At 37.9% G+C, this 19,855-nt stretch carries 15 protein-coding genes and 1 tRNA gene; 9 read left to right on the top strand and 7 right to left on the bottom strand.

The window, feature by feature from the left end; all coding sequences use genetic code 11:
* Positions 1 to 31: 31 nt before the first annotated feature.
* Both BM130_RS03445 and BM130_RS03440 read right to left on the bottom strand, forming a co-directional pair.
* The gene (locus tag BM130_RS03445) at positions 32 to 1,918 is read right to left on the bottom strand and encodes a biotin/lipoyl-containing protein (protein WP_010528221.1); all 1,887 of its coding nucleotides are present in this window, start codon (positions 1,916 to 1,918) and stop codon (positions 32 to 34) included.
* 14 nt (positions 1,919 to 1,932) lie between these two features.
* Positions 1,933 to 2,193 (bottom strand): OadG family protein, encoded by a 261-nt coding sequence (locus BM130_RS03440; protein WP_010528220.1) that lies wholly within the window; start codon positions 2,191 to 2,193, stop codon positions 1,933 to 1,935.
* A 374-nt stretch (positions 2,194 to 2,567) separates the two neighbouring features.
* Between BM130_RS03440 and BM130_RS03435 the strand changes: the two genes are divergently transcribed.
* A complete protein-coding gene (locus BM130_RS03435; RefSeq protein WP_010528219.1) occupies positions 2,568 to 3,137 on the top strand; it encodes an HD domain-containing protein in 570 nt (189 codons plus the stop codon).
* Between the two features lie 307 nt (positions 3,138 to 3,444).
* On the opposite strand, the gene BM130_RS03430 is transcribed toward BM130_RS03435, so the two are convergent.
* A complete protein-coding gene (locus BM130_RS03430; RefSeq protein WP_010528218.1) occupies positions 3,445 to 4,506 on the bottom strand; it encodes a uroporphyrinogen decarboxylase family protein in 1,062 nt (353 codons plus the stop codon).
* Positions 4,507 to 5,056: 550 nt separating this feature from the next.
* Between BM130_RS03430 and BM130_RS03425 the strand changes: the two genes are divergently transcribed.
* On the top strand, positions 5,057 to 5,671 hold the full coding sequence (locus BM130_RS03425; RefSeq protein ID WP_010528217.1) for a trimeric intracellular cation channel family protein: 615 nt from the start codon (positions 5,057 to 5,059) through the stop codon (positions 5,669 to 5,671).
* On the opposite strand, the gene BM130_RS03420 is transcribed toward BM130_RS03425, so the two are convergent.
* The 3 genes from BM130_RS03420 to BM130_RS03410 are packed head-to-tail and all read right to left on the bottom strand — an operon-like array spanning position 5,668 to position 11,530.
* Entirely contained in the window at positions 5,668 to 7,671 is a 2,004-nt protein-coding gene (locus BM130_RS03420; protein ID WP_010528216.1) for an AAA family ATPase, read from the bottom strand. The two genes, BM130_RS03425 and BM130_RS03420, sit on opposite strands and share 4 nt — an antisense overlap.
* Entirely contained in the window at positions 7,668 to 9,791 is a 2,124-nt protein-coding gene (locus BM130_RS03415; protein ID WP_010528215.1) for a tetratricopeptide repeat protein, read from the bottom strand. The genes BM130_RS03420 and BM130_RS03415 overlap by 4 nt, the downstream gene beginning before the upstream one ends.
* A 5-nt stretch (positions 9,792 to 9,796) precedes the next feature.
* Positions 9,797 to 11,530, bottom strand: coding sequence for a M23 family metallopeptidase (locus tag BM130_RS03410; RefSeq protein ID WP_010528214.1), 1,734 nt, complete (start codon positions 11,528 to 11,530; stop codon positions 9,797 to 9,799).
* A gap of 661 nt (positions 11,531 to 12,191) precedes the next feature.
* Here BM130_RS03410 and BM130_RS03400 point away from each other — a divergent pair.
* From BM130_RS03400 to BM130_RS03365, 7 genes are all read left to right on the top strand, one after another.
* Positions 12,192 to 12,265, top strand: a tRNA-Arg gene (locus BM130_RS03400).
* Between the two features lie 429 nt (positions 12,266 to 12,694).
* Positions 12,695 to 12,979, top strand: coding sequence for a DUF427 domain-containing protein (locus BM130_RS03390; RefSeq protein ID WP_010528212.1), 285 nt, complete (start codon positions 12,695 to 12,697; stop codon positions 12,977 to 12,979).
* A 106-nt stretch (positions 12,980 to 13,085) separates the two neighbouring features.
* A complete protein-coding gene (locus BM130_RS03385) occupies positions 13,086 to 14,405 on the top strand; it encodes a rhodanese-like domain-containing protein (RefSeq protein ID WP_010528211.1) in 1,320 nt (439 codons plus the stop codon).
* A 7-nt stretch (positions 14,406 to 14,412) separates the two neighbouring features.
* The gene (locus tag BM130_RS03380; protein ID WP_010528210.1) at positions 14,413 to 15,375 is read left to right on the top strand and encodes an L-histidine N(alpha)-methyltransferase; all 963 of its coding nucleotides are present in this window, start codon (positions 14,413 to 14,415) and stop codon (positions 15,373 to 15,375) included.
* 94 nt (positions 15,376 to 15,469) lie between these two features.
* The gene (locus tag BM130_RS03375; RefSeq protein ID WP_010528209.1) at positions 15,470 to 16,324 is read left to right on the top strand and encodes an SDR family oxidoreductase; all 855 of its coding nucleotides are present in this window, start codon (positions 15,470 to 15,472) and stop codon (positions 16,322 to 16,324) included.
* A 212-nt stretch (positions 16,325 to 16,536) separates the two neighbouring features.
* A complete protein-coding gene (locus BM130_RS03370) occupies positions 16,537 to 17,139 on the top strand; it encodes a peroxiredoxin-like family protein (RefSeq protein WP_010528208.1) in 603 nt (200 codons plus the stop codon).
* Positions 17,140 to 17,512: 373 nt separating this feature from the next.
* Entirely contained in the window at positions 17,513 to 17,920 is a 408-nt protein-coding gene (locus tag BM130_RS03365) for a hypothetical protein (protein WP_010528207.1), read from the top strand.
* Between the two features lie 532 nt (positions 17,921 to 18,452).
* Here BM130_RS03365 and BM130_RS03355 read toward each other — a convergent pair.
* Entirely contained in the window at positions 18,453 to 19,787 is a 1,335-nt protein-coding gene (locus tag BM130_RS03355; RefSeq protein WP_010528205.1) for a hypothetical protein, read from the bottom strand.
* Positions 19,788 to 19,855: the final 68 nt, after the last annotated feature.

Below are 19,855 nucleotides of genomic sequence, written 5' to 3'. Positions count from 1 at the left end.
GGAAAAAATGATTAAAACTAACTCACTGATTTTAACCAAGAATTACCAGTTCGTCATCTTCCTCCACATCACTACCGTTTTCTTTAAGTATTTGTTTGACAACTCCGCCTTTGTCAAAACGAATGGCATTGTAGGTTTTCATAGCCTCGACATATCCCAGGATATCTCCTTCTTTTACCGTATCTCCCACTTTAATTGCTTTTTCGGAGGAATCTTTCGTCAAATAAAATTTTCCTTCCAGGGGCGAAACAACTACAGTACCATTGGTATCGGGTTTTTCGCTTGAAGCATTTGGTGTAACGTTCTTAGAACCACTTTCTTTTTGCTGTTCATTTTCACCATAAGAAATCGTCACATCAAATTTTTCACCATTAACTTCCACAACCATTTTTGAAGGAGAAGTGTTTATGGGAGTAACGGATGAAGCAGTGGATGAGCCTTTTGAAACAGCCGTTTTTTCGGCTTTTTTCTTTTCCAGATCAGCTTCAAAAGCTTTCTTTGCCTTACCTGATTTATAATCCCTGTATTGTTCGGGATGCATAGCCAATTCAAACAACTCTTCGTCATCCTGGCCGTAATCCCAGCCATTCTCGTCCATTTCTTTTCTGAATTTATCCAGTGCATCAGGATAAGGCTCCTGAGGATGCCCTGTGAAAAATTCTTTTCCTTCCTTTTGTGCAAGCTCAATGATTTCAGGTGCTAACGGACCAGGTAATTTACCACTCTTACCCAGAATCATATCCCAGATATTATCTGCAATCATACTCCACCGTTGTCCACCCTTTTCTAATTGAATAACATTCATCAAAGCCAAGTTCTTAACATATTGACTAAAGGGTGTTACCAATGGCGGATATCCCAATTTGGGCCAGATGAACTCAACTTCTTCAAAAAGTTTAATTAGTAACTCATCCTGAGTAAGTTCTGGCTGGTTATGTTTTTTCTTCCACTTATTAAGGCTGGCTAAATTTTTTTCCAAGTCAGCCATTAAACTTCCCATCATGCCACCCGGCAGTCCTGAACCTATCAACAAGGAATTCATCAGACGGTTTTTGGGATTAATATAATACCCCAGAAAATCATCGATAAATTCCTGCGTAAGCTTTCTGACTTCCATATAGGCAGTCATGTTAATATCAGGAACCTCAAAGCCGGCATCTTTCAACATGGCCTGAACGGTCAAAACATCAGCATGACCTGTACCCCAGGATAACGGTTCCATTGCCACATCCACGTAATCAACACCGGCACGCGCCACTTCCAGAATAGTAGCTACCGAAAATCCAGGGCCAGAATGTCCGTGGTATTCAATAGGAATATCTTTATATTTTTTGCGAATACCTTTAACAATTTTCCCCAGCCAGGCAGGGCGGGCAATACCAGCCATGTCTTTAAGACAAATCTCATCGGCTCCGGCTTTAATTAACTGATCGGCCAGATCAATATAATAGTCAACCGTGTGAACCTCAGAATAAGTCAAACTCATGGCTGCCTGGGCAATCATTCCGCCTTCTTTGGCATATTTAATTGAATCTATGATGTTTCTTGGGTCATTTAATCCATCAAAAGAGCGGGCAATATCAGTCCCCTGTTTCTTTTTTACTTTAAACATTAACTTACGCACGTCAGCGGGGACAGGAGACATACGTATACCATTCAAGGCTCTTTCAAGCATGTGCGTTTGAATCCCTGCTTCATTAAATGGTTTAGTCCAGGCCCTCACCGCCTGATTGGGGTTTTCACCAAAAAGCAGATTTATTTGTTCAAATCCACCACCATTTGTTTCTACACGATCAAAACATCCCATATCAATAATGGCAGGGGCAACACGCACCAATTGATCTTTGCGAGGCACATACTTCCCCGATGATTGCCACATATCGCGATATAAGAGAGAAAATCCAATTCTTTTTCCCATAGCTCTATATTTTATTATTGTTTTTTCTTAATGTCTACTACATTTCCTCTTCCCCCGGTAATATGATTGACAGCCGCCGTAATAACAGCAATTTTTGAGGGTTCAATACCTCCCCTATAATTGGGGATATTTTCTTTTTGAGGCTGACCGGGGAAAAAACGATTGACCAAAAAAATAATTGAATTACCAATTAGGACTACTAAAAATAACACGGCAAAAACCGTTACCATTCCTACTCCCAGAAGCAGCCAAGCCTGTTCGAAATGTGCATTCATGTTACAATTTCGTTTTCAAATTAAAACTTTATTATTTTCTTTTTATCGAAAATGATGCAATTATAGTGGATTTTTATACATATTTATAAAATATCAATTGCGGAAATGTTTTATTTTTACATTTTAATCTTATCTAATAATTTAATTATCTGCTCAATAAAAATATTCTTAAAAAAGGTAAACATTTAAAGCATTATTTCTTTAATATTTTTTTGAGAGAAATTCATTTTTCTTAACAAACAACAGGGAAGGATTCGAATATTCTATGTACTTGTTTTCGGCCTATACAGTCATTTATTCCTTTCATGAATTTCATTATTTTAGCAATTAAATTTTAACCATAATAATCACAGGAAAAAATTAAGAGAAACAAAATGAAACCAACCCGAGAAGAGGCTCTAAAATTATTTAAAGAGTATAATCAAAGCCAAAGTTTATTTAAACATGCACTGGCTGTTGAGGCAGTAATGAAGACATTTGCCTTAAAATATGATGAAGATCCTGAAAAATGGGGAGTTATTGGATTAGTTCATGATTTGGATTATGAAAAATTTCCGGATCAACATTGTATTATGACTCGTAAAATTTTGGAAGAAAATGGTTGGCCAGAAGATTATATCAGAGCGATTGAAAGCCATGGATGGGGAATCTGCACCGATACAAAGCCGGAACATATCATGGAAAAGGTGTTGTATGCAACCGATGAATTGACCGGACTAATTGTAACTTCTACCTTGGTACGTCCCGACAAAAACCTTCATGAACTTAAAGTAAAATCGGTTTTAAAAAAATGGAAAGACAAACGCTTTGCCGCAGGGGTAGATCGAGATGTCATCCAAAAAGGAGCTAATATGATTGGCATAGAATTACCAGATTTGATAGCCGAATGTATCGAGGCAATGAAAAGCGTTGCCTCTGAATTGGAATTAGATGGAAATCGATAATACAAGGCCATTTAGGACCACCAGGCCTTACTTAAGCAATTAGGCTGCTAAATCACCATGCCAGTAGGCTACCAGGTCCTTAGACTTTTTATACCAACTTATATCCCTTTAAAATTTCTAGCTTTCTTAATCTGACATCTGGTTTCTAACATATGGCCGCTAACTATGGCGCTCCGAAACATCCCCTTTAAAGAACCAATAGGTAAATAATGGCTTTATCGGCGACTTGAGTTCTTTTGTTGGATTTTCTGCCTTTGCACTTTGAAATATATTTTTAAAGTGACAAAACCTCTTTCTTCTGCTATTTTTATCGTTTAAATTCTTTCACCGCCTCATACATAGCCAACACATTTTCGACTGGTGTTTCAACTTTTAATTTATGGGATGGCCCTAAAATAAAACCACCACCGGGAGCCATAATATTAAGTAATTCTTTTACCCCCTCCTTAACCCTATGTGGTGTTCCTTTTCGTAGAAGCAATTCTTCATCCAGTCCGCCAGAAAAAGTAATCATATTGCCGAAATCTTTTTTTAAGCCTTCGGGTGCCATTCCCGCAGCTCTGGTTTGTATGGGATCCAGCACATCGGCCCCTAACGAAATAAAGTCTGGAACCAGTTTTCGGACCCCTCCGCAACTATGCATGTAGAATTTAACACCTAATTCGGAAGGAAACTTTGTAAATTGTTCTATAGCTGGTTTACAATAGTTTTCCCAAGTATCTTGACTAATAATCAGGCCGCTTTGAGATCCAAAGTCATCCGCTATCCTGATCAAATCAACATTATTTCCGGTAACGGAAAAGAATTCATGGATAAATGCCAAATAAAAACTCTTGACTTTTTCCACTAAAACATTAAAAAAACGAGGATTATACATCATGGTTTCCAAAAAAGTATCTCTTCCAATCAATCGTTGTATAATGCGGAAGAGTCCTGGTGATGAATAACCAGGTGCGGTCATAATGGCATAATCTTTATATTTTTCGCATTGAGCTTTTAAAGAAGAAAAATCAAACAAATCAGTTGTTGGCCAGGGATAATCTTCTAAAACTTCCGGATCATTTATTCCTTGCAACGGATATTTATCCACCTCCCAATAACGTAGATCGCCGTGCCCTGCCAATTTATATTCTACCCCCCAAATGTCTTTTTTTATCCCTTCCTGGTAGTTCGTTAATGGCGGACCAACATATTGGGGTTCTACCCACCTAAAGTCAATATCCAAATATTCAAGTAACTCATCCATATTAGAGAAACCCAGTTGGGCAATCATTTTATTTGTGAATTCGGGAACAGCCCAATAAAAAACCGGCACCCGATCCGGCTCTTGGTGATTGAGAGCCGTTAATACTCTCTCTTTGTGGTTCATACTTATATTGTTTTCTGGTCCAATAATCCAACGACTAAAGCTTGCTTTTGGTCGCTATTTTAATCATTGTCCTTTGTGAGTATCTTAAAAGGTAGTCTTTTTGAGATATTTTGGGATAGCCTCTCCTGTTTTCAACGAACATTGCAAGTTAATTAAAATTATAATAGAATAATCAAAAATGGGTATCAAATTATACAATGCCAGTATTTATCCATTCCCATTTAATAAACGATTAGTACAAATATCTTTAATTTAAAGGATATATTTTATAACAACATCTAATTGTGGCTATTACAATGTTGTGAAATTAATGTTTCAAAGGTCTCTATTTTTTATCCGGTAAAATTTTACTTTTGCAGCTCGAAAAAACAAGAATATATAGGCAGAAGTGCACAGGCAGAAGGCAGAAGAAGTCATTAGTGATTAGTTAATTAGTCATTAGTTAATTAGTCATTAGTGTTGATTTACTAATTACTAACCACTAACGACTAACCACTAATGACTAATTTTAAGCACCAATAGTTCAATTAAATAAGTAAATTTTATTCGGATGAAAATAATTATCTGGCTCGACTATATAGGCACCATGGTTTTTGCTATAAGCGGAGTATTAACAGCCGGAAGTAAAAGGTTGGATTTGTTTGGTGCCCTTTTCATTGGGGTTGTAACAGCCATAGGCGGTGGAACAATAAGAGATCTGCTGTTAGGGGTTACACCGGTTACATGGTTACAAGGCTATGGCTATTTGATTGCCATAGGCACCGGTTTTTTGATTACCTTTTTATTTAAGAGGTGGGTTGCTAAATTACGGACAACGCTGTTTTTATTTGATACCATAGGGATAGGAATATTTACCATAATAGGCTTAGAAAAAGCTTTAAATTTAGGGGTTAATCCTGCCGTGGCAGTTATTATGGGGATGACATCAGCGGTTGTTGGTGGCGTTGTTAGAGATACGCTAACCAATGAAGTACCATTAATTTTTCACAAAGAAATTTATGCGACTGCATGCATAGCCGGGGCACTTTTTTATCTTGGTTTCCGATGGGTAGGACTTACTCAAAGCATTAATGAAATATTAACTGTTTGCATTATTATTGCCATTCGTTTATTGTCCATTCGTTATAACATATCACTTCCGGTATTTAAACATCCTGAGAGTTAATCTTTATCGTCAAGGTTCTCAGCTATATTCCAATATGTTTGAGCCTTATCCATTTCTCCGAGTCGTGCACAAACATCCCCCAACTTTTTATATATTTCTGGGTCAGCTTTCCGGAGTTTGGAGGCTTCAAGCAAATCTCTGTAGGCCCCGGTAAAATGGCGCAAGTGTATTCTTACCAATCCCCTTCCGTAAATAGCTTCGAAATGGGGTCGGGTAATTTTTAATACTCGGGTAAAATCTTTTTCGGCATTTTCCAGATCACCTGTCTTAGCTAACAAATTACCTCGACGGACCAATGCCTCCACAAACCTGGGATTCAGGCTAATGGCTTTATTCAGGTTAGCCAAAGCACTTCGTTGATCTTTAAATTTTACTTCACATTCATTAGCCATCAAAAAATATTCTCTGGCAAATTCTTTTACATCTTCTTGTTGGCGGCGTAGCTGATTTTCTAAGTCATCAATTCTTTTTTGCATTCGGTCTACGAAAGTCATTTGCCAGGCCATAAACCGCTGTATTTCTGGTCGGACAATAATTTCGGGACAATTTTCCACTGCTTGTCCTAGATGTTGGAAAGCATCCAACCATCTGCGCTGACGAAAATTTTTCAAAGCATTAATATAAGCTTCTTCTGCCTTGGCTTTGTTTAACTCTTTTTGTATAAGCTTTTGGTCATTTGCCGTTCGGGCAAACTTCTGCACTTGTGCGTTTACTATAATGTCGTTTAATGTAACCGGCGTTTTCAATATAATACCATTCAATGAACGACAACGGCTGAGGGCCACATAAAGTTGACCGCTGGCAAAGGCGCCACCATTAAAATCGAGTACTACCTTTTCAAAGGTTAATCCCTGACTTTTATGAATCGTTATGGCCCATGCCAATCGCAATGGATATTGTGTAAAAGAACCTATTTCTTCCTCTATAATCTTGTTATTTTCTTCATCATAACGATATCGAATATTTACCCACTTTTCCTTATTTACTAAATGTATCTGCTCATCCTCTGTTCTAACAAAAATACCATCTTCACTAATTTCTACAATCAGGCCCAATGAACCATTATACCACCGGTGATGCGGGTCATTTTTAACAAACATCACCTGGGCATTTTCTTTTAAAACTAGCTCTTTTAATGTAGGTAATGCCGATTCTTGAAACTCTCCCCGTATTTCGCCGACCAGTGTCACAGGATCGCCCAGCAATTCATTAAGTTTTTTTTCATTGATATAATCAACGGTATCCCGACGCGGGGCAAGGGTAATAAACATTTCATCTGCGGGTGGATCAAAGTTTCTGTTTAACCGTTCATTAATCAGCGAAATATCTTCGTAAGTGGCTTTATCAACCCTTATTTTATCAAGTATTTGAACAAATTTTTTATCCTTTTGCCGATATACTTTTTTTAACTCTATCTGGATTAATGGAATACGTTTAAAAACCCGTGCCGAGAAGAAATAAGGAGAGTCGTAAAAACGTTTTAAAATAGTCCAATCATCGGCTTTTACCACCGGTTCCAATTGAAAGGCATCACCAACCATTAAAATCTGCTTACCGCCAAATGGAAGTTTACTTTTCGTATATACCCTTAATACCTGGTCAATAAAATCCAAAGTATCGGCCCTAACCATCGACACTTCGTCAATGATAAGCAGCTCTGTTTCTTTAATCAGTTTAATTTTCTCCTTATTGTATCTCAGAAAATCATAAATCCGACCATCTTTTGTAGAAAGATCAGGATCATCTGGAAGTATGGGTCTAAAAGGAATCCGAAAAAATGAATGCATCGTTACCCCACCGGCATTAATTGCGGCAATACCTGTTGGGGCAACAACAATATATTTTTTATGTGTGTTTTTACAAATGTACTTTAGGAAAGTAGATTTTCCGGTACCGGCCCTACCAGTTAAAAACACCGATGTGTTCGTATGTTGAATCAATTGAAGGGCGTTAAGAAACTCCTCATTTTCAAGATCTATGTTTACTGGCAAACTACTCATCGTTCCTTTTCTTTTTCCAGATCAATTTCATATGAACCATACCGTTTGATAACGCTGTAGGCTTCAAAAACACCCAATTCACCAGCTTTACTAAGATCGAGGGTTCCTTCCGTTTTTTTGCCCTGATATATTCTGATCAACCCTCGGTTAAAATAAGCTTCTGCAAATTCATTATTTTCTTCGATAGCTTTGGTATAATTTTTTACAGCTTTATCAAAATTTTTAAGAAGGCTATTGAAATAACCTAGGTTAAACCACGCAAATTCAAAGTTGGGATTAATTTCTGCAACTTTTTGCAAGTCTGTTATAATCATTTCATAAGTCATGCGCGTTTGTTTACCCAACTCATCATTATCTTTATTGGTCATTATAAGAGATTGATCGGCTGCCTGTTTTTGTCTGTTTAACTCTTTTAACGTTTCCTCCATTCTAAAACGAGTAAAGGCTCTTGCAAAATAACCCAAAAAATAATTTGGACGTAGCTCTATTACTTGATTAAAATTATCAATAGCATTATTCAAATTTAGTACATCCAAATAAAGTAACCCTCGTTCCATTAAATAAATAATTTTTTCATCTATCGAAGACACCGAATCAATTTTTTTGTCTAAATCGGCAATGGTTTTAAAAATTTCAGCCGAGGTATCTCTGTCGGGTTCTATGGTAGCATTGGATATTTCCAGCGGATGCGAAAACAGGAAAGAGTTGCTCAATTCTTCAACCTCCTTTTTAAAATAGCGCACACGGTGTACCAAAGTGTCACCCGGGAAAAAGGTAATACCATAAGGTCTTTGAAGATCAATGGCAATGTTTCGATTTTGAATTTTACCCCGTAATGTATTGGGGGTTAATTGTTCCACCTGGTCGGTTCCAAAATCATCCAGTACAGCAATTTTATTATAATTCCGGATATTTCTGTCTCCTTCTTTTTTGGTAGCCTTTCGTTTTGGTATTTTTGATTTTTGTCCGGAATTATTTTGGTCATTAGCAGCCAAAGCATCTGCAGCATTTTGATCTATTTCGTTTCTTCGATCCATCTCAAGTTTCATGGCTGTATTATAGTCCAACTGAGCAGACTCGAATTGACCTAAAGCTTGTTTTACTTCGGCACGATTATAATATACCGGCGCAAAGTCGGGATAAGCATCGGCAACAATATTGAAATCGGATAATGCTTTTTCAAATTCTCCTTTTTCTTTATATAACATTGCCCGATAATAAAGGGTAGGAAGGTCGTCTTCGCGCAAGGCTAACACCCTTGAAAAATCCTCAATAGCTCCGTCTAAATCACCTATTTCGGCACGTAAAATACCGCGGTTATTATACCCCAACGCATTACGCGGCTCCATGGCTACAAATTTATCAAAATCGGCCATGGCTCCTCTCAAATCATCCAGTTGATATCGAATGATGGCTCTGTTCATATAAAAGGAAGATTCGTCGGGACGTAGTTTTATGGCCTCATTAATATCCGATAAAGCCCCTTCAAAATCGCTTTTATAATATTGAATCATGGAACGATTAACGTAACCATCAGGGATATAAGGATTAACATCTATGGCTTTGGAAAAATCCTCTAAAGCACCGGAAGTATCTTGGGCCGAAAATTTAGCAAGACCTCGATTTAAATAGGCTCTAATTAAGTTGGGAGATAATTTTAAAACATCGGAATAGGTTTCAATAGCCTTATCATATTGTTCGGTTTGAATATAGGCTATACCTAAATTAATCAACAAATTAACATTAAGAGGATCCACTTTCAAGCCTTGCTTAAAGTCGGTTACGGATGCTTCGGGCTTATTCAGTTTCTGATATAAAATACCTCTCAAATTATAAGCATCAACCAAGTAAGGATTTCGTTTCAAAGCCTCGTTGCAATCATTCAAGGCCCCATTAAAATCTTCCAGGTAATATTTACCTAATGCACGATAAAAATAGGGTTCTGCCAGAAAAGGCTTAGCTTTAATGATTTGATTAAAATATTGAATGGCAAGAATATAATCTTCAAAATAAAGCGCATTACGCCCTATTATTGTCATCCTGTCGGTATCAATCTGTGAACGAACACTTCCCACCCCCAACACCAGTAAAAATGAAATAATGTAGAATGTCTTTTGCATATTTATCAGTAGCTGAAATTGATTTCAATCTTGCTGTTATTACCTGCACCGTCCTCTGCTTCAAGAATCAACACATGGGCTTCTGTCTCAAGAAGCGGTATTTTTTCCAAATAGCCAATTAACAAATGTTTTTGGGCATCATATTCAAAAAGACTCCACCGCCCGTCAATGGTTGCTTTATAATGCGCAATACCTGAAAAATCATCTTTGAGTTGTACCAAAATTTTCTTTTTTTGTCTGTAATCCATTCTCGCCGGCGGATTTTTCAAGGAAATTTGCGGTGCTATTGTATCTCTTGTTATCAAATATTCTCCACATTCCCGTGTTTTTATAACAAAATACGTACCTTCAATGCTTCCTCCGGCATATTCCAATTTTTGGTTATCACCAATTTTAGCTCCACATAGTCCTTTCACACTGATTTGGCAGGTATCGATCGGAATTTTTATTACAAACGTTTTATGGACGGGAATGGTTTTATCTAATACCGATATTGCCGTTCCGGAAAGTGACACAAACGATTCTCTAACCGAAATATCACCATTAATATTCAGATAAAAACTTTCCGGTTCAAAGATAACTTTATGATTTTTATCTTCATAACTAAAAGGCAAAGAGGCATCAATCCGAAGTTTTGGAGTTTGTTTGGATGAAGACTGAACGGGTGACGCTTTTTCACCCATAATTCGAAAACTTAATTTAGATTCATTTCCCGAAACATCTTTTACGGTATATAAAAAATGTTTTTCCTCTCCCTCGAACATTTCCACCTCACCGCGTCGGTCATCAATCCGGTAAACGTCATTATGATTATAAGGGTCAACAAAACTTTTTTGAATAAGGCGACCACTTTTAATTTTTTCAGCATAGTCGATATGACTATTTAGGTAACGTGTATGGTGATAAAAAAAACGGTCGATTTTGTAGAAATATAGAGGTTGTCCGTTTACTTTAAGGTCAATACTATGTACGCCGCACTTTCGCCACGAGCCCGAATAATAATCAATCACATCAATACCTACACCAATTATACCTGAAGCAGTAATTCGTGGTTGATGTTTTAAATGAAAAGCCCCATCGTAAAACACCGCAGGATAATATTTTGCATTAGGTTTACCGTTAATTCGGGCATCCTCCGACAAAGGATAAATTTTAATGCCAGCAATATGAGGTCTTACATCATCCTTTACCGGATTGGGAAACAATAATGGATCCATCGGCCGTTGTTGTTCAGTCTCTCTGATTTCGAAGTGTAAATGAGGGCCACCCGAACTTCCCGTGTTTCCGGTATAGGCTACAACCTCCCCCCTGTTCACGGTTATTTCGCCGGGCTCAAAATAATGATTTATACTAAATGATTCCTTTTGATATTGAAGGGCCGTCACTACTGAATCTATATTCCCGGCAAAAGAGTTGAGATGGGCATATACCGATGTATATCCTGAAGGATGAGCTACGTACAAAGCTTTACCAAAACCATAAGGCGAAACAGATATTCGGGACACATAACCGGTATCAATGGCATATACAGGCAATCCAATTTTTCCTTGCGTCGAAAGATCAACCCCTGAGTGAAAATGATTGGTCCTTAGTTCTCCAAAACTACCGCTCACTACAATTTTATTGTCTAAGGGGAAAAGATAGTCCCAATGAAGCGTATCGGTTTGAGAAAAGGCATTTAAGCCACTCAAGATAATTAATACAATCAATGATAAGCGGATGACATAAACCCTGTACATGAACCTATGTTTTTCAAATTTTAAATCAACTATTTTTAAGAGATTGTGGATTAACCTTTGGTATTGATTATTTATTCTTATAAATTTTACTTACTTAATTGATATATTGGTTATTAAATTAGTCATTTAGTGTTTAGTCGTTAGTCACTAGTTATTTAACACTAACCACTTGTTGACTAATGACTAATCACTTTTTCTGCCTTCTGCCTGTGCACTTCTGCCTTTGTCTTTTCTACATGTCCTTTTGTGGCAAAAGCCGCCATGCTCGTTTCTTTTTATCCGGCTAAAATTAGGAAAATTTAAATGTTTGAAGCAAAATGAGGGAATTTAAACCCTTTATTAATGGGGAAAATAATTAATGTAACGCTCTATATCAAACAGTTAATAAAAAGTACATTTTTCTCATAAATTTACCCCCGTAAAACTATCAACCTGTTTGTGAACTGACCTATCGTTAAAGAGTGTTTTAAATTTTTTTCCTTGAAAAAAATCTCTGTTTTCAATAGACTCATGCAAACTTTTGAAAACCTTAATATTACTTTTAATTGGCCGAGGGGCGCCTAAAAAAATCAACATTTTTTTATGTCTTAGCTTTGGAAAACAACCAATATTTTCCATATCTTTGCAGCGCATTTGAGAAAAAGAGATACTCAAAGCACAAGGTTCCGTAGCTTAATTGGATAGAGCACCTGGTTACGGCCCAGGAGGTTGGGGGTTCGAGTCCCTCCGGAATCACAGATTAGAACCGCAATTCTTTCAAATACAGAGAATTGCGGTTTTCTTTTTGTTTAATTTGGCCGACATTTGGTACAACTTTTAAAAAAAGACAAGCCATCAAATCTGACGGATGGCCTTATCTTTAAAGTTATAACTTTCTCAAAAATACCCTGTCATAAATATTTTTCTACCCAAAATTAACTTAATCAATCTATTACAACCAGACCAGCCCTTGCAGTTGTCATGGGCATAATCGAATGGGAAACCATCCACCCGCAAATATGTGATCAGATGGCTATTTTCCTCTTCAGCCATCCCTTCTGTCTGTTTCTTTTTTATCGTGCAACCGATCCGCATTAAGTTGGTAATTTAACGTTTTCTTAAAAATCAATATTGACATATACACAAATTAATCAGTAATTTACAAACAATTCTATCAATCATGAAATGAAAGCTATCTGGAACGGGAAAATAATAGCCGAGAGCAACGATATTGTAAATGTGGAAGGCAATGCCTATTTCCCTATGGAATCGGTAAACCCAAAGTACTTAAAGAAAAGTAACACACATACCCAATGTCCCTGGAAGGGAACAGCCTCTTATTTTACCATTATGGTTGATGGCAAAGAAAATCCTGATGCAGCGTGGTATTACCCCTCGCCTTCCGGTTTGGCACAAAGCATTAAGGGAAGACTGGCTTTCTGGAAAGGGGTCCAAATAACCAAGGATTAACAATTAGATTTTGATGAAGTTATTGGATATCATCAAATAAGCCCATCATCCACCCTCAAAGAACACCTTTGCATTAATATCAAACAACTTAAAACCGCTGATTTTTATGATTCACGAAATCAATACAGCAGATTTATCCAGACTTTTAAAGGTGAAAAACGTAAAAATCATAGACGTTCGACCTACAGAAGCCTACAATGGATGGAAACTGGGCAGAGAAAAACGTAGAGGTCATATTGCCGGCGCCAAAAGCCTGCCCGCTAAATGGCTAAAATATATCGACTGGATTGAAATTGTTCGTCATAAAAATATTCTTCCGGTACATGACATCGTTGTTTACGGTTATTCGTCCCAGGAAACACTGGAAGTAGCCGACCGCTTTCAGAAATCGGGATATAAAAAAGTATTTGTTTATCATCATTTTGTAGATGAATGGACCTGTCATATTGGTTTGCCCATGCAAAACCTTACCCGGTATAAAAACCTGGTTTCTGCCGAGTGGGTAAACGAACTCATTAACGGAGGCAGACCTCAAGAATATGAAAATGATAAATTTGTTATTGTCCATTCCCATTATCGCAATCGCGATGCCTACCTGAGTGGTCATATTCCGGGCGCTATCGACATGGATACCCTGGCGCTGGAAGCACCCGAAACCTGGAACCGGCGCTCACCACAAGAGTTAAAAGCTGCTCTCGAAGCGCATGGTATTACCGCCGACACAACCGTAGTCCTATATGGAAAGTATATGTTTCCCGACAACAAGGATGCATTTCCGGGCAGCGCCGCAGGAGATATTGGTGCGGTACGAAACGCCCTCATCATGATGTATGCCGGAGTAAATGATGTGAGAATTTTAAATGGAGGCTTTCAATCGTGGCAGGACGCAGGATTTAAGATTGATTTCACAGATATTCCCAAAACACCGGTAAAGGATTTTGGAGTGGTTATTCCCCAAAAACCTGAGTTATTTGTCGATACGCCTCAGGCCAAAGAGATGCTGGTATCCCCCAAGGCCGAGCTGGTTTGCGTGCGCAGCTGGCCCGAGTACATCGGTGAAGTAAGTGGCTATAATTACATCGAGGCCAAAGGACGTATTCCCGGTGCCGTATTTGCCGATTGCGGCAGTGATGCCTATCACATGGAAAACTATCGCAACGTAGACCACACCACCCGAGAATATCATGAAATAGCCGATATATGGATGCTCAACGGCATTACACCCGACAAGCATCTGGCTTTCTATTGCGGTACCGGATGGCGCGGATCCGAAGCCTGGTTCAACGCCTGGTTGATGGGATGGCCTCATGTGTCGGTCTATGACGGTGGTTGGTTCGAATGGAGCAACGACCCCAAAAACCCAATAGAAACCGGCTTACCTAAAGAGCAACCACAATCTTTCAAATCTCTGACCCCACAAAAATAAATTCATTATGGAACCAAAGCTTCTGCTTTCTCAACTGGCTGCCGACACATTATCCGGGTTGTCTGCCTATCCTAAATATCTGCATTCCAAATATCTTTATGATCACCGTGGCAGTAAGATTTTTCAGGATATTATGGCCATGCCCGAATACTATCTCACCGATTGCGAACTGGAAATTTTTAATTCACATAAGGCCTCCATTATTGAGGCTTTTGGCCATCATAACCGGATGTTTAACATGATTGAGCTGGGCTCAGGAGATGGTTTGAAAACAAAAATCTTGCTCAGACAAATGGTAAAAAAACATATTAACTTTCAATATATTTCCATTGATATTAGCGCTAAAGCTAACAAAGAGCTAAAAACTCGTCTTAATGCAGACTTTCCAAACTTAAAAGTAGAGACCAAAACCGGCGATTTCTTTTTCACCCTAAAAAATCAAAATGGGTTCAATGCTTTGCCTAAAATCACATTATTTCTGGGATCAAACATCGGTAATTTTTCCGATAATGAAACACATGAGTTTCTTATGGATATCGCCTCTTTTTCTCAAAAAGGCGATAAAGTTCTCATTGGTTTTGATTTAAAAAAATCACCTCAAGTAATTATGAAGGCTTATAACGATCCGCACGGACATACTCGCCGGTTTAATCTCAACCTTTTGGAACGCCTCAATCGCGAGCTGAATGCCAACTTTAACATCGATAACTTTGAACAACATACCAGTTACGATCCCGCTTCCGGCGAAGTTAATAGTTTTCTGGTCTCTAAAATCCCGCAAACTGTTCATATAGGAGAACTCGAAAGGTCTTTTCAGTTCCATCAATGGGAAACCATATTTATGGAAAGATCCCGAAAATATGATATCCCCACCATCAATGAGATGGCTGCTCGGTACGGGTTTAAAGTGATGCATCATTTCACTGATAAACGCCGGTATTTTGTGGATTCACTGTGGGTTAAAGAATAGAACTTTTAGCTCGTTTTATGTATGGTATTCCCTCAAAAAAACAAAATCTTAGTTTATCGAATGCCTATATTTCAATTCTTATAAAAAATTAAAAATGGAAAAAACAGCCATAACGGCCGTGAGTGGTCAGCTGGGGAGAGCTATTGCGCAAAAATTTATTGCGACTCATGGGACAGAAAATCTAATCGGTATTGCCCGAACGCCGCAGAAAGCTAAAGATTTGGGAATTCCTGTCAGAAAAGCAGATTATAATAACCGACTGGAATTTGATGATGCCTTAAAAGGTATTGAAATTCTTCTTTTGGTTTCAAGTATGGACCAGCCACAAAACCGGATTCAACAACATCGGAATATTATCGAAGCTGCTAAGGCTAACGGTGTAAAAAAGATTGTCTATACCAGCATTATAGGCGACCCTGACAACAACGGCTTCAGTCCGGTAGTAAGAAGTAACCGACAAACCGAGGAAGATATCAAAAATTCCGGCCTTCAGTGGGTGATTGGCAGAAACGGACTCTACATCGACCCCGACCTGGATTATCTGGAACAATATATTGCCGACGGTGCCATCATCAATTCTGCCGGGGACGGCCTTTGCGCCTATACCAGTCGTAATGAACTGGCAGAGGCCTATGTTCATATGCTGACCGAGGAAGAACTCAACGGACAAATTTATAATCTGGTGGGTAATCCCATCTCTCAGTCTCAACTGGCCGAATATATCAATCGAGCCTTTAACACCCAACTGGAATATAAAGCCATTTCCGTCGAAGAGTTCCGGAACAATCGAATAAAGGATTTGGGAGAATTGCTGGGAACCATAATCGGCGGAATCTATGAAGGCATAAAAATGGGCGCTTTCAACGTTAAATCCGATTTTGAAAAGGCGGCTCATCGACCCCATAAATCGGTGCCGGAAATGATTGAGGAATATAAAAGGAATGGATGATAGATTATTAGATATGAGATTAATAGATGAAAGATTTTTAGATATATGATGAAAGATATTTAAGATGTAAACTAGAGATTAATGACGAAATATCAACCACTAATGACTGATCACTATCCACATAAATCTTTTTCAATATACACAATCTACCGAAGACAATAATATTCTGAATTTAACTTAAACAAATAATTCAATTAAAACCTACAATCATCATGAAAACAAAAACATTTATTTTATTAACGGGCTTATTTTTCCCCATATTAATTAATGCCCAGTTACCCGAAAAGGCAGAAGATATTTCACCTTTGCTGAATGGCGAAACAGTGCCGAATGCTATGCTTACATCACCCGATGGCAAAAAGTTCCAACTTAAGGAGATTGTCGGACAAAAGCCTACTGTTCTTTTGTTTTATCGTGGTGGATGGTGCCCCTTTTGCAATGCTCATCTGTTAGAGATTCAAGGTGTCCAAAACCAAGTGGTGAACCTTGGTTATCAAATCATTGCTATCAGTCCCGATTCACCTCAAAACCTTATTGCTACAGATGAGAAACAAGATTTGGCCTACAGCCTCTATTCCGATGCGGAAGGCAAATTAATAAAAGCCATGGGGCTGGCCTTCAAAGCACCCGAACGGTATTCCGGCATGCTATTGGAAAAATCGGGCGGACTGAACCCGGGATTTCTTCCTGTCCCTGCGGTTTTTGTGCTGGATACTTCCGGGAAAATTCTCTTTGAATATATCAATCCAGACTATAAAACCCGCCTGAAGGCTGACATGCTGATGGCTGTCCTTAAAAGCATCCAAAACAAGTAAATTATTGTAAGGCCCGGTAACTTTTTTTAAAATATTTGTTGACAACATTATTTCATAAACATTGCCATTACATTGACGTATAAATGAGATGATAGAACCGAATATCTTAACATTTAAATTTAACGAACCCGTAGGGTTCAAATATTTATAAAACAATAATACAAATTATACTTTCCTCTTAATGGTTTATAAAACCCATAGTTGCCGAAAAGAATAGCTTTTAAATGATTGCGGAAGGACTGAGATATTAAAGATAAAAAAACATAAAAAACATCATCTATCCGGACTATTTTTAAGTTTATCACAAAAATATAGTAAGGTTGCTCCGCCCCAATCCAATAAAAAATAGATTTTTATATATCCTTTCTTCTTCATGGTTGACAAACCCATTGTAGATGAAGAGGACGACTTTTGGATGATTGCCGAAGGTCTTAAGTTTACAAGCATGGGGCCTGTTTATTTCGACCTATACGTGACCAAGTTCGACAATGCCGGAAATGTTAAATGGACCTCCAGAATTAAGAAATTTACAATGATTCTCCCTGAACAATATTTTATAGGCTCATATAAAGCCCATCCTTTAAACGGAAAGCTAAATCTAACTTATATGGACGGTAGTTCCGATGAAAGAGATTTTGTTATCACCACCATTTCACCCGAAAACGATGTTCATCAAGAGGTGTTTGGTAATTTAAAAGATTATAAAACCCTTTTAAAAGTTAACAGTATGGGGACCTTTGGCAATAACTCCTTCTTTGTTTACGAAAGGGGGGGTATTTGAACAATAAACGTAAATTTATCAAGATAGACTTTAAATAACATATTTATTTAATTTGGTTTGCACTACGGTCAGTAAATAAATTGTTTATGCGCAATTAGTCTGCCCCAAAATATATTAATAAATGTATTTCAAATATTCATTACCCAATTCAAAACTGAAAATGCGTCAGTCGGCATCTTTAATGAGCGGCCCGAAACTGAAAATGTGTCAGCCTTCAACTTCAATGATTGACTTTAAACTGAAAATGCGTCAGCTTACGAGATCGTTGATTCAATTGAAACTGAAAATGTTTCAGTTATCGACTTCAATGATTGGTCTTAAACTGAAAATGCGTCAGTTTACAAGTTCAATGATTCACTTGAATCTGAAAATGTGTCAGTCGGCAACTTTAGTGAGCCGCCCAAAACCAAAAATGTGTCAGCCTTCAACTTCAATGACTGACTCACAACTATTAATGCGTCAGTCAAATTTTAAATAAGTTTTTAATAATCAACCAATAGTCACTGATTTTAACTGGACTAATGACTGATCACTATTCACTGAGAACCTCTTCTGTCTTCTGCCTGGGCTCTTGTGTCTGTGAAATATTTAAACATGCGCTATTGTAACAATCTTTCATTGGTCTCGTTGTATCATTCAGGAAAGCATCCCACTGCTGAAGATCATCCTCTTGATTTTCATTGGTTAATTGGAGAAAGTTGACCAACCCTTCCAGATTGGGATTGGGTCCTGTATTTAAGCCTTCCAGTTTAATATCTTTGACTTTCAGGATATCTTCTGCCCCTGCTTTTTGGAAGATATCTCTAAGGTTTTCAATATCGGAATCCTTCATGCCGTAAAAGGTGCTAAGGCGGTCTATGCGCCAATAGGCTAAATCCTGCTTTTGCATACCGGTAAGAGCTCTTAGCCTATCCCCTTCAGGTGTGCTTCCATGCGTAATAAAAAGGAACGTGCGGATAAGTAAAACATCTTTGACAATGGTAGCCATAAAGTATCCCATTTTAATGCGTCTGACCACAAAAGGGATTAAAATATATCCGCGGTAAAAAATGAAATTGGTCAATGGGGTAAGATTAATAAAAAATTGTAACGTCAAATAAAAGTTATCGAACAAATCAAGTCGGTGCACCATCCTAATAATGGCATGAGATTGAATGTAAACGGGCAATTCCTTTTTATTGCCTGAATAATAATTCTTGAGCTTTCGGGCGCTCACCTTTACCCAATCCATTCCATCTATTTTAGAGTATCCAAGACGATAGGCGGGACGGGCGTTACCATTAATTTTATAGGATACTTCCCGAACCGGATAGGCACTGAGCTTGATAATAAATTCTATGCGTGGTAATTTGCCGGCGCTAACTAAGAAATCCCGTTTCATGGAATAATAAATACGCACAGGATCATTATTTACTAATAGTCCCAAATAACAGGTGCGTGAAAATTCATCAATAATTTGCTGGAGCAGCAAAGAAGCAATATCCTTAATCAGTTTCACATACGGATCATCGTCGCCTCTTTTTTTTGAATAATAAAATTGTGTTCCCAAACAGAGGCTTAAAAAGAGACCTGCCTGATAAAAAGTGAGTTTACATCCCCCTACGTCGGTATGAGCATGTCGGTAATGATATTTTACCATAAACCCTACCCACTTTATATCTTTCGCAGAAATAAAGTCGTTACCTCGCTGGGGATTTTTTACGCGAAAAGATGATTCATAGCAAAAGCGTAATTGCTGTGGTGGCAGATCAAAGAGTTTATAGTCCAGCTTTAACAGCGCCAGGGTTTCCATCAGGTCCGAAACAAATTTTTTATATCCACCTTGCTGATTTGGCTGCGCTTTTTTCTTTTTTTTTGACTTGCCCATATAATGATTTAATATTTAATTATCAACTCATTATAAGAACAATCATTTAAAAACAACCATAAATTTAT

The organism is Thermophagus xiamenensis (assembly GCF_900112795.1).
GTDB classification, from domain to species: Bacteria; Bacteroidota; Bacteroidia; order Bacteroidales; family Marinilabiliaceae; genus Thermophagus; species Thermophagus xiamenensis.
Note: the sequence above shows the minus strand (reverse complement) of the source record. Positions and strands in the feature narration are given on the sequence as shown.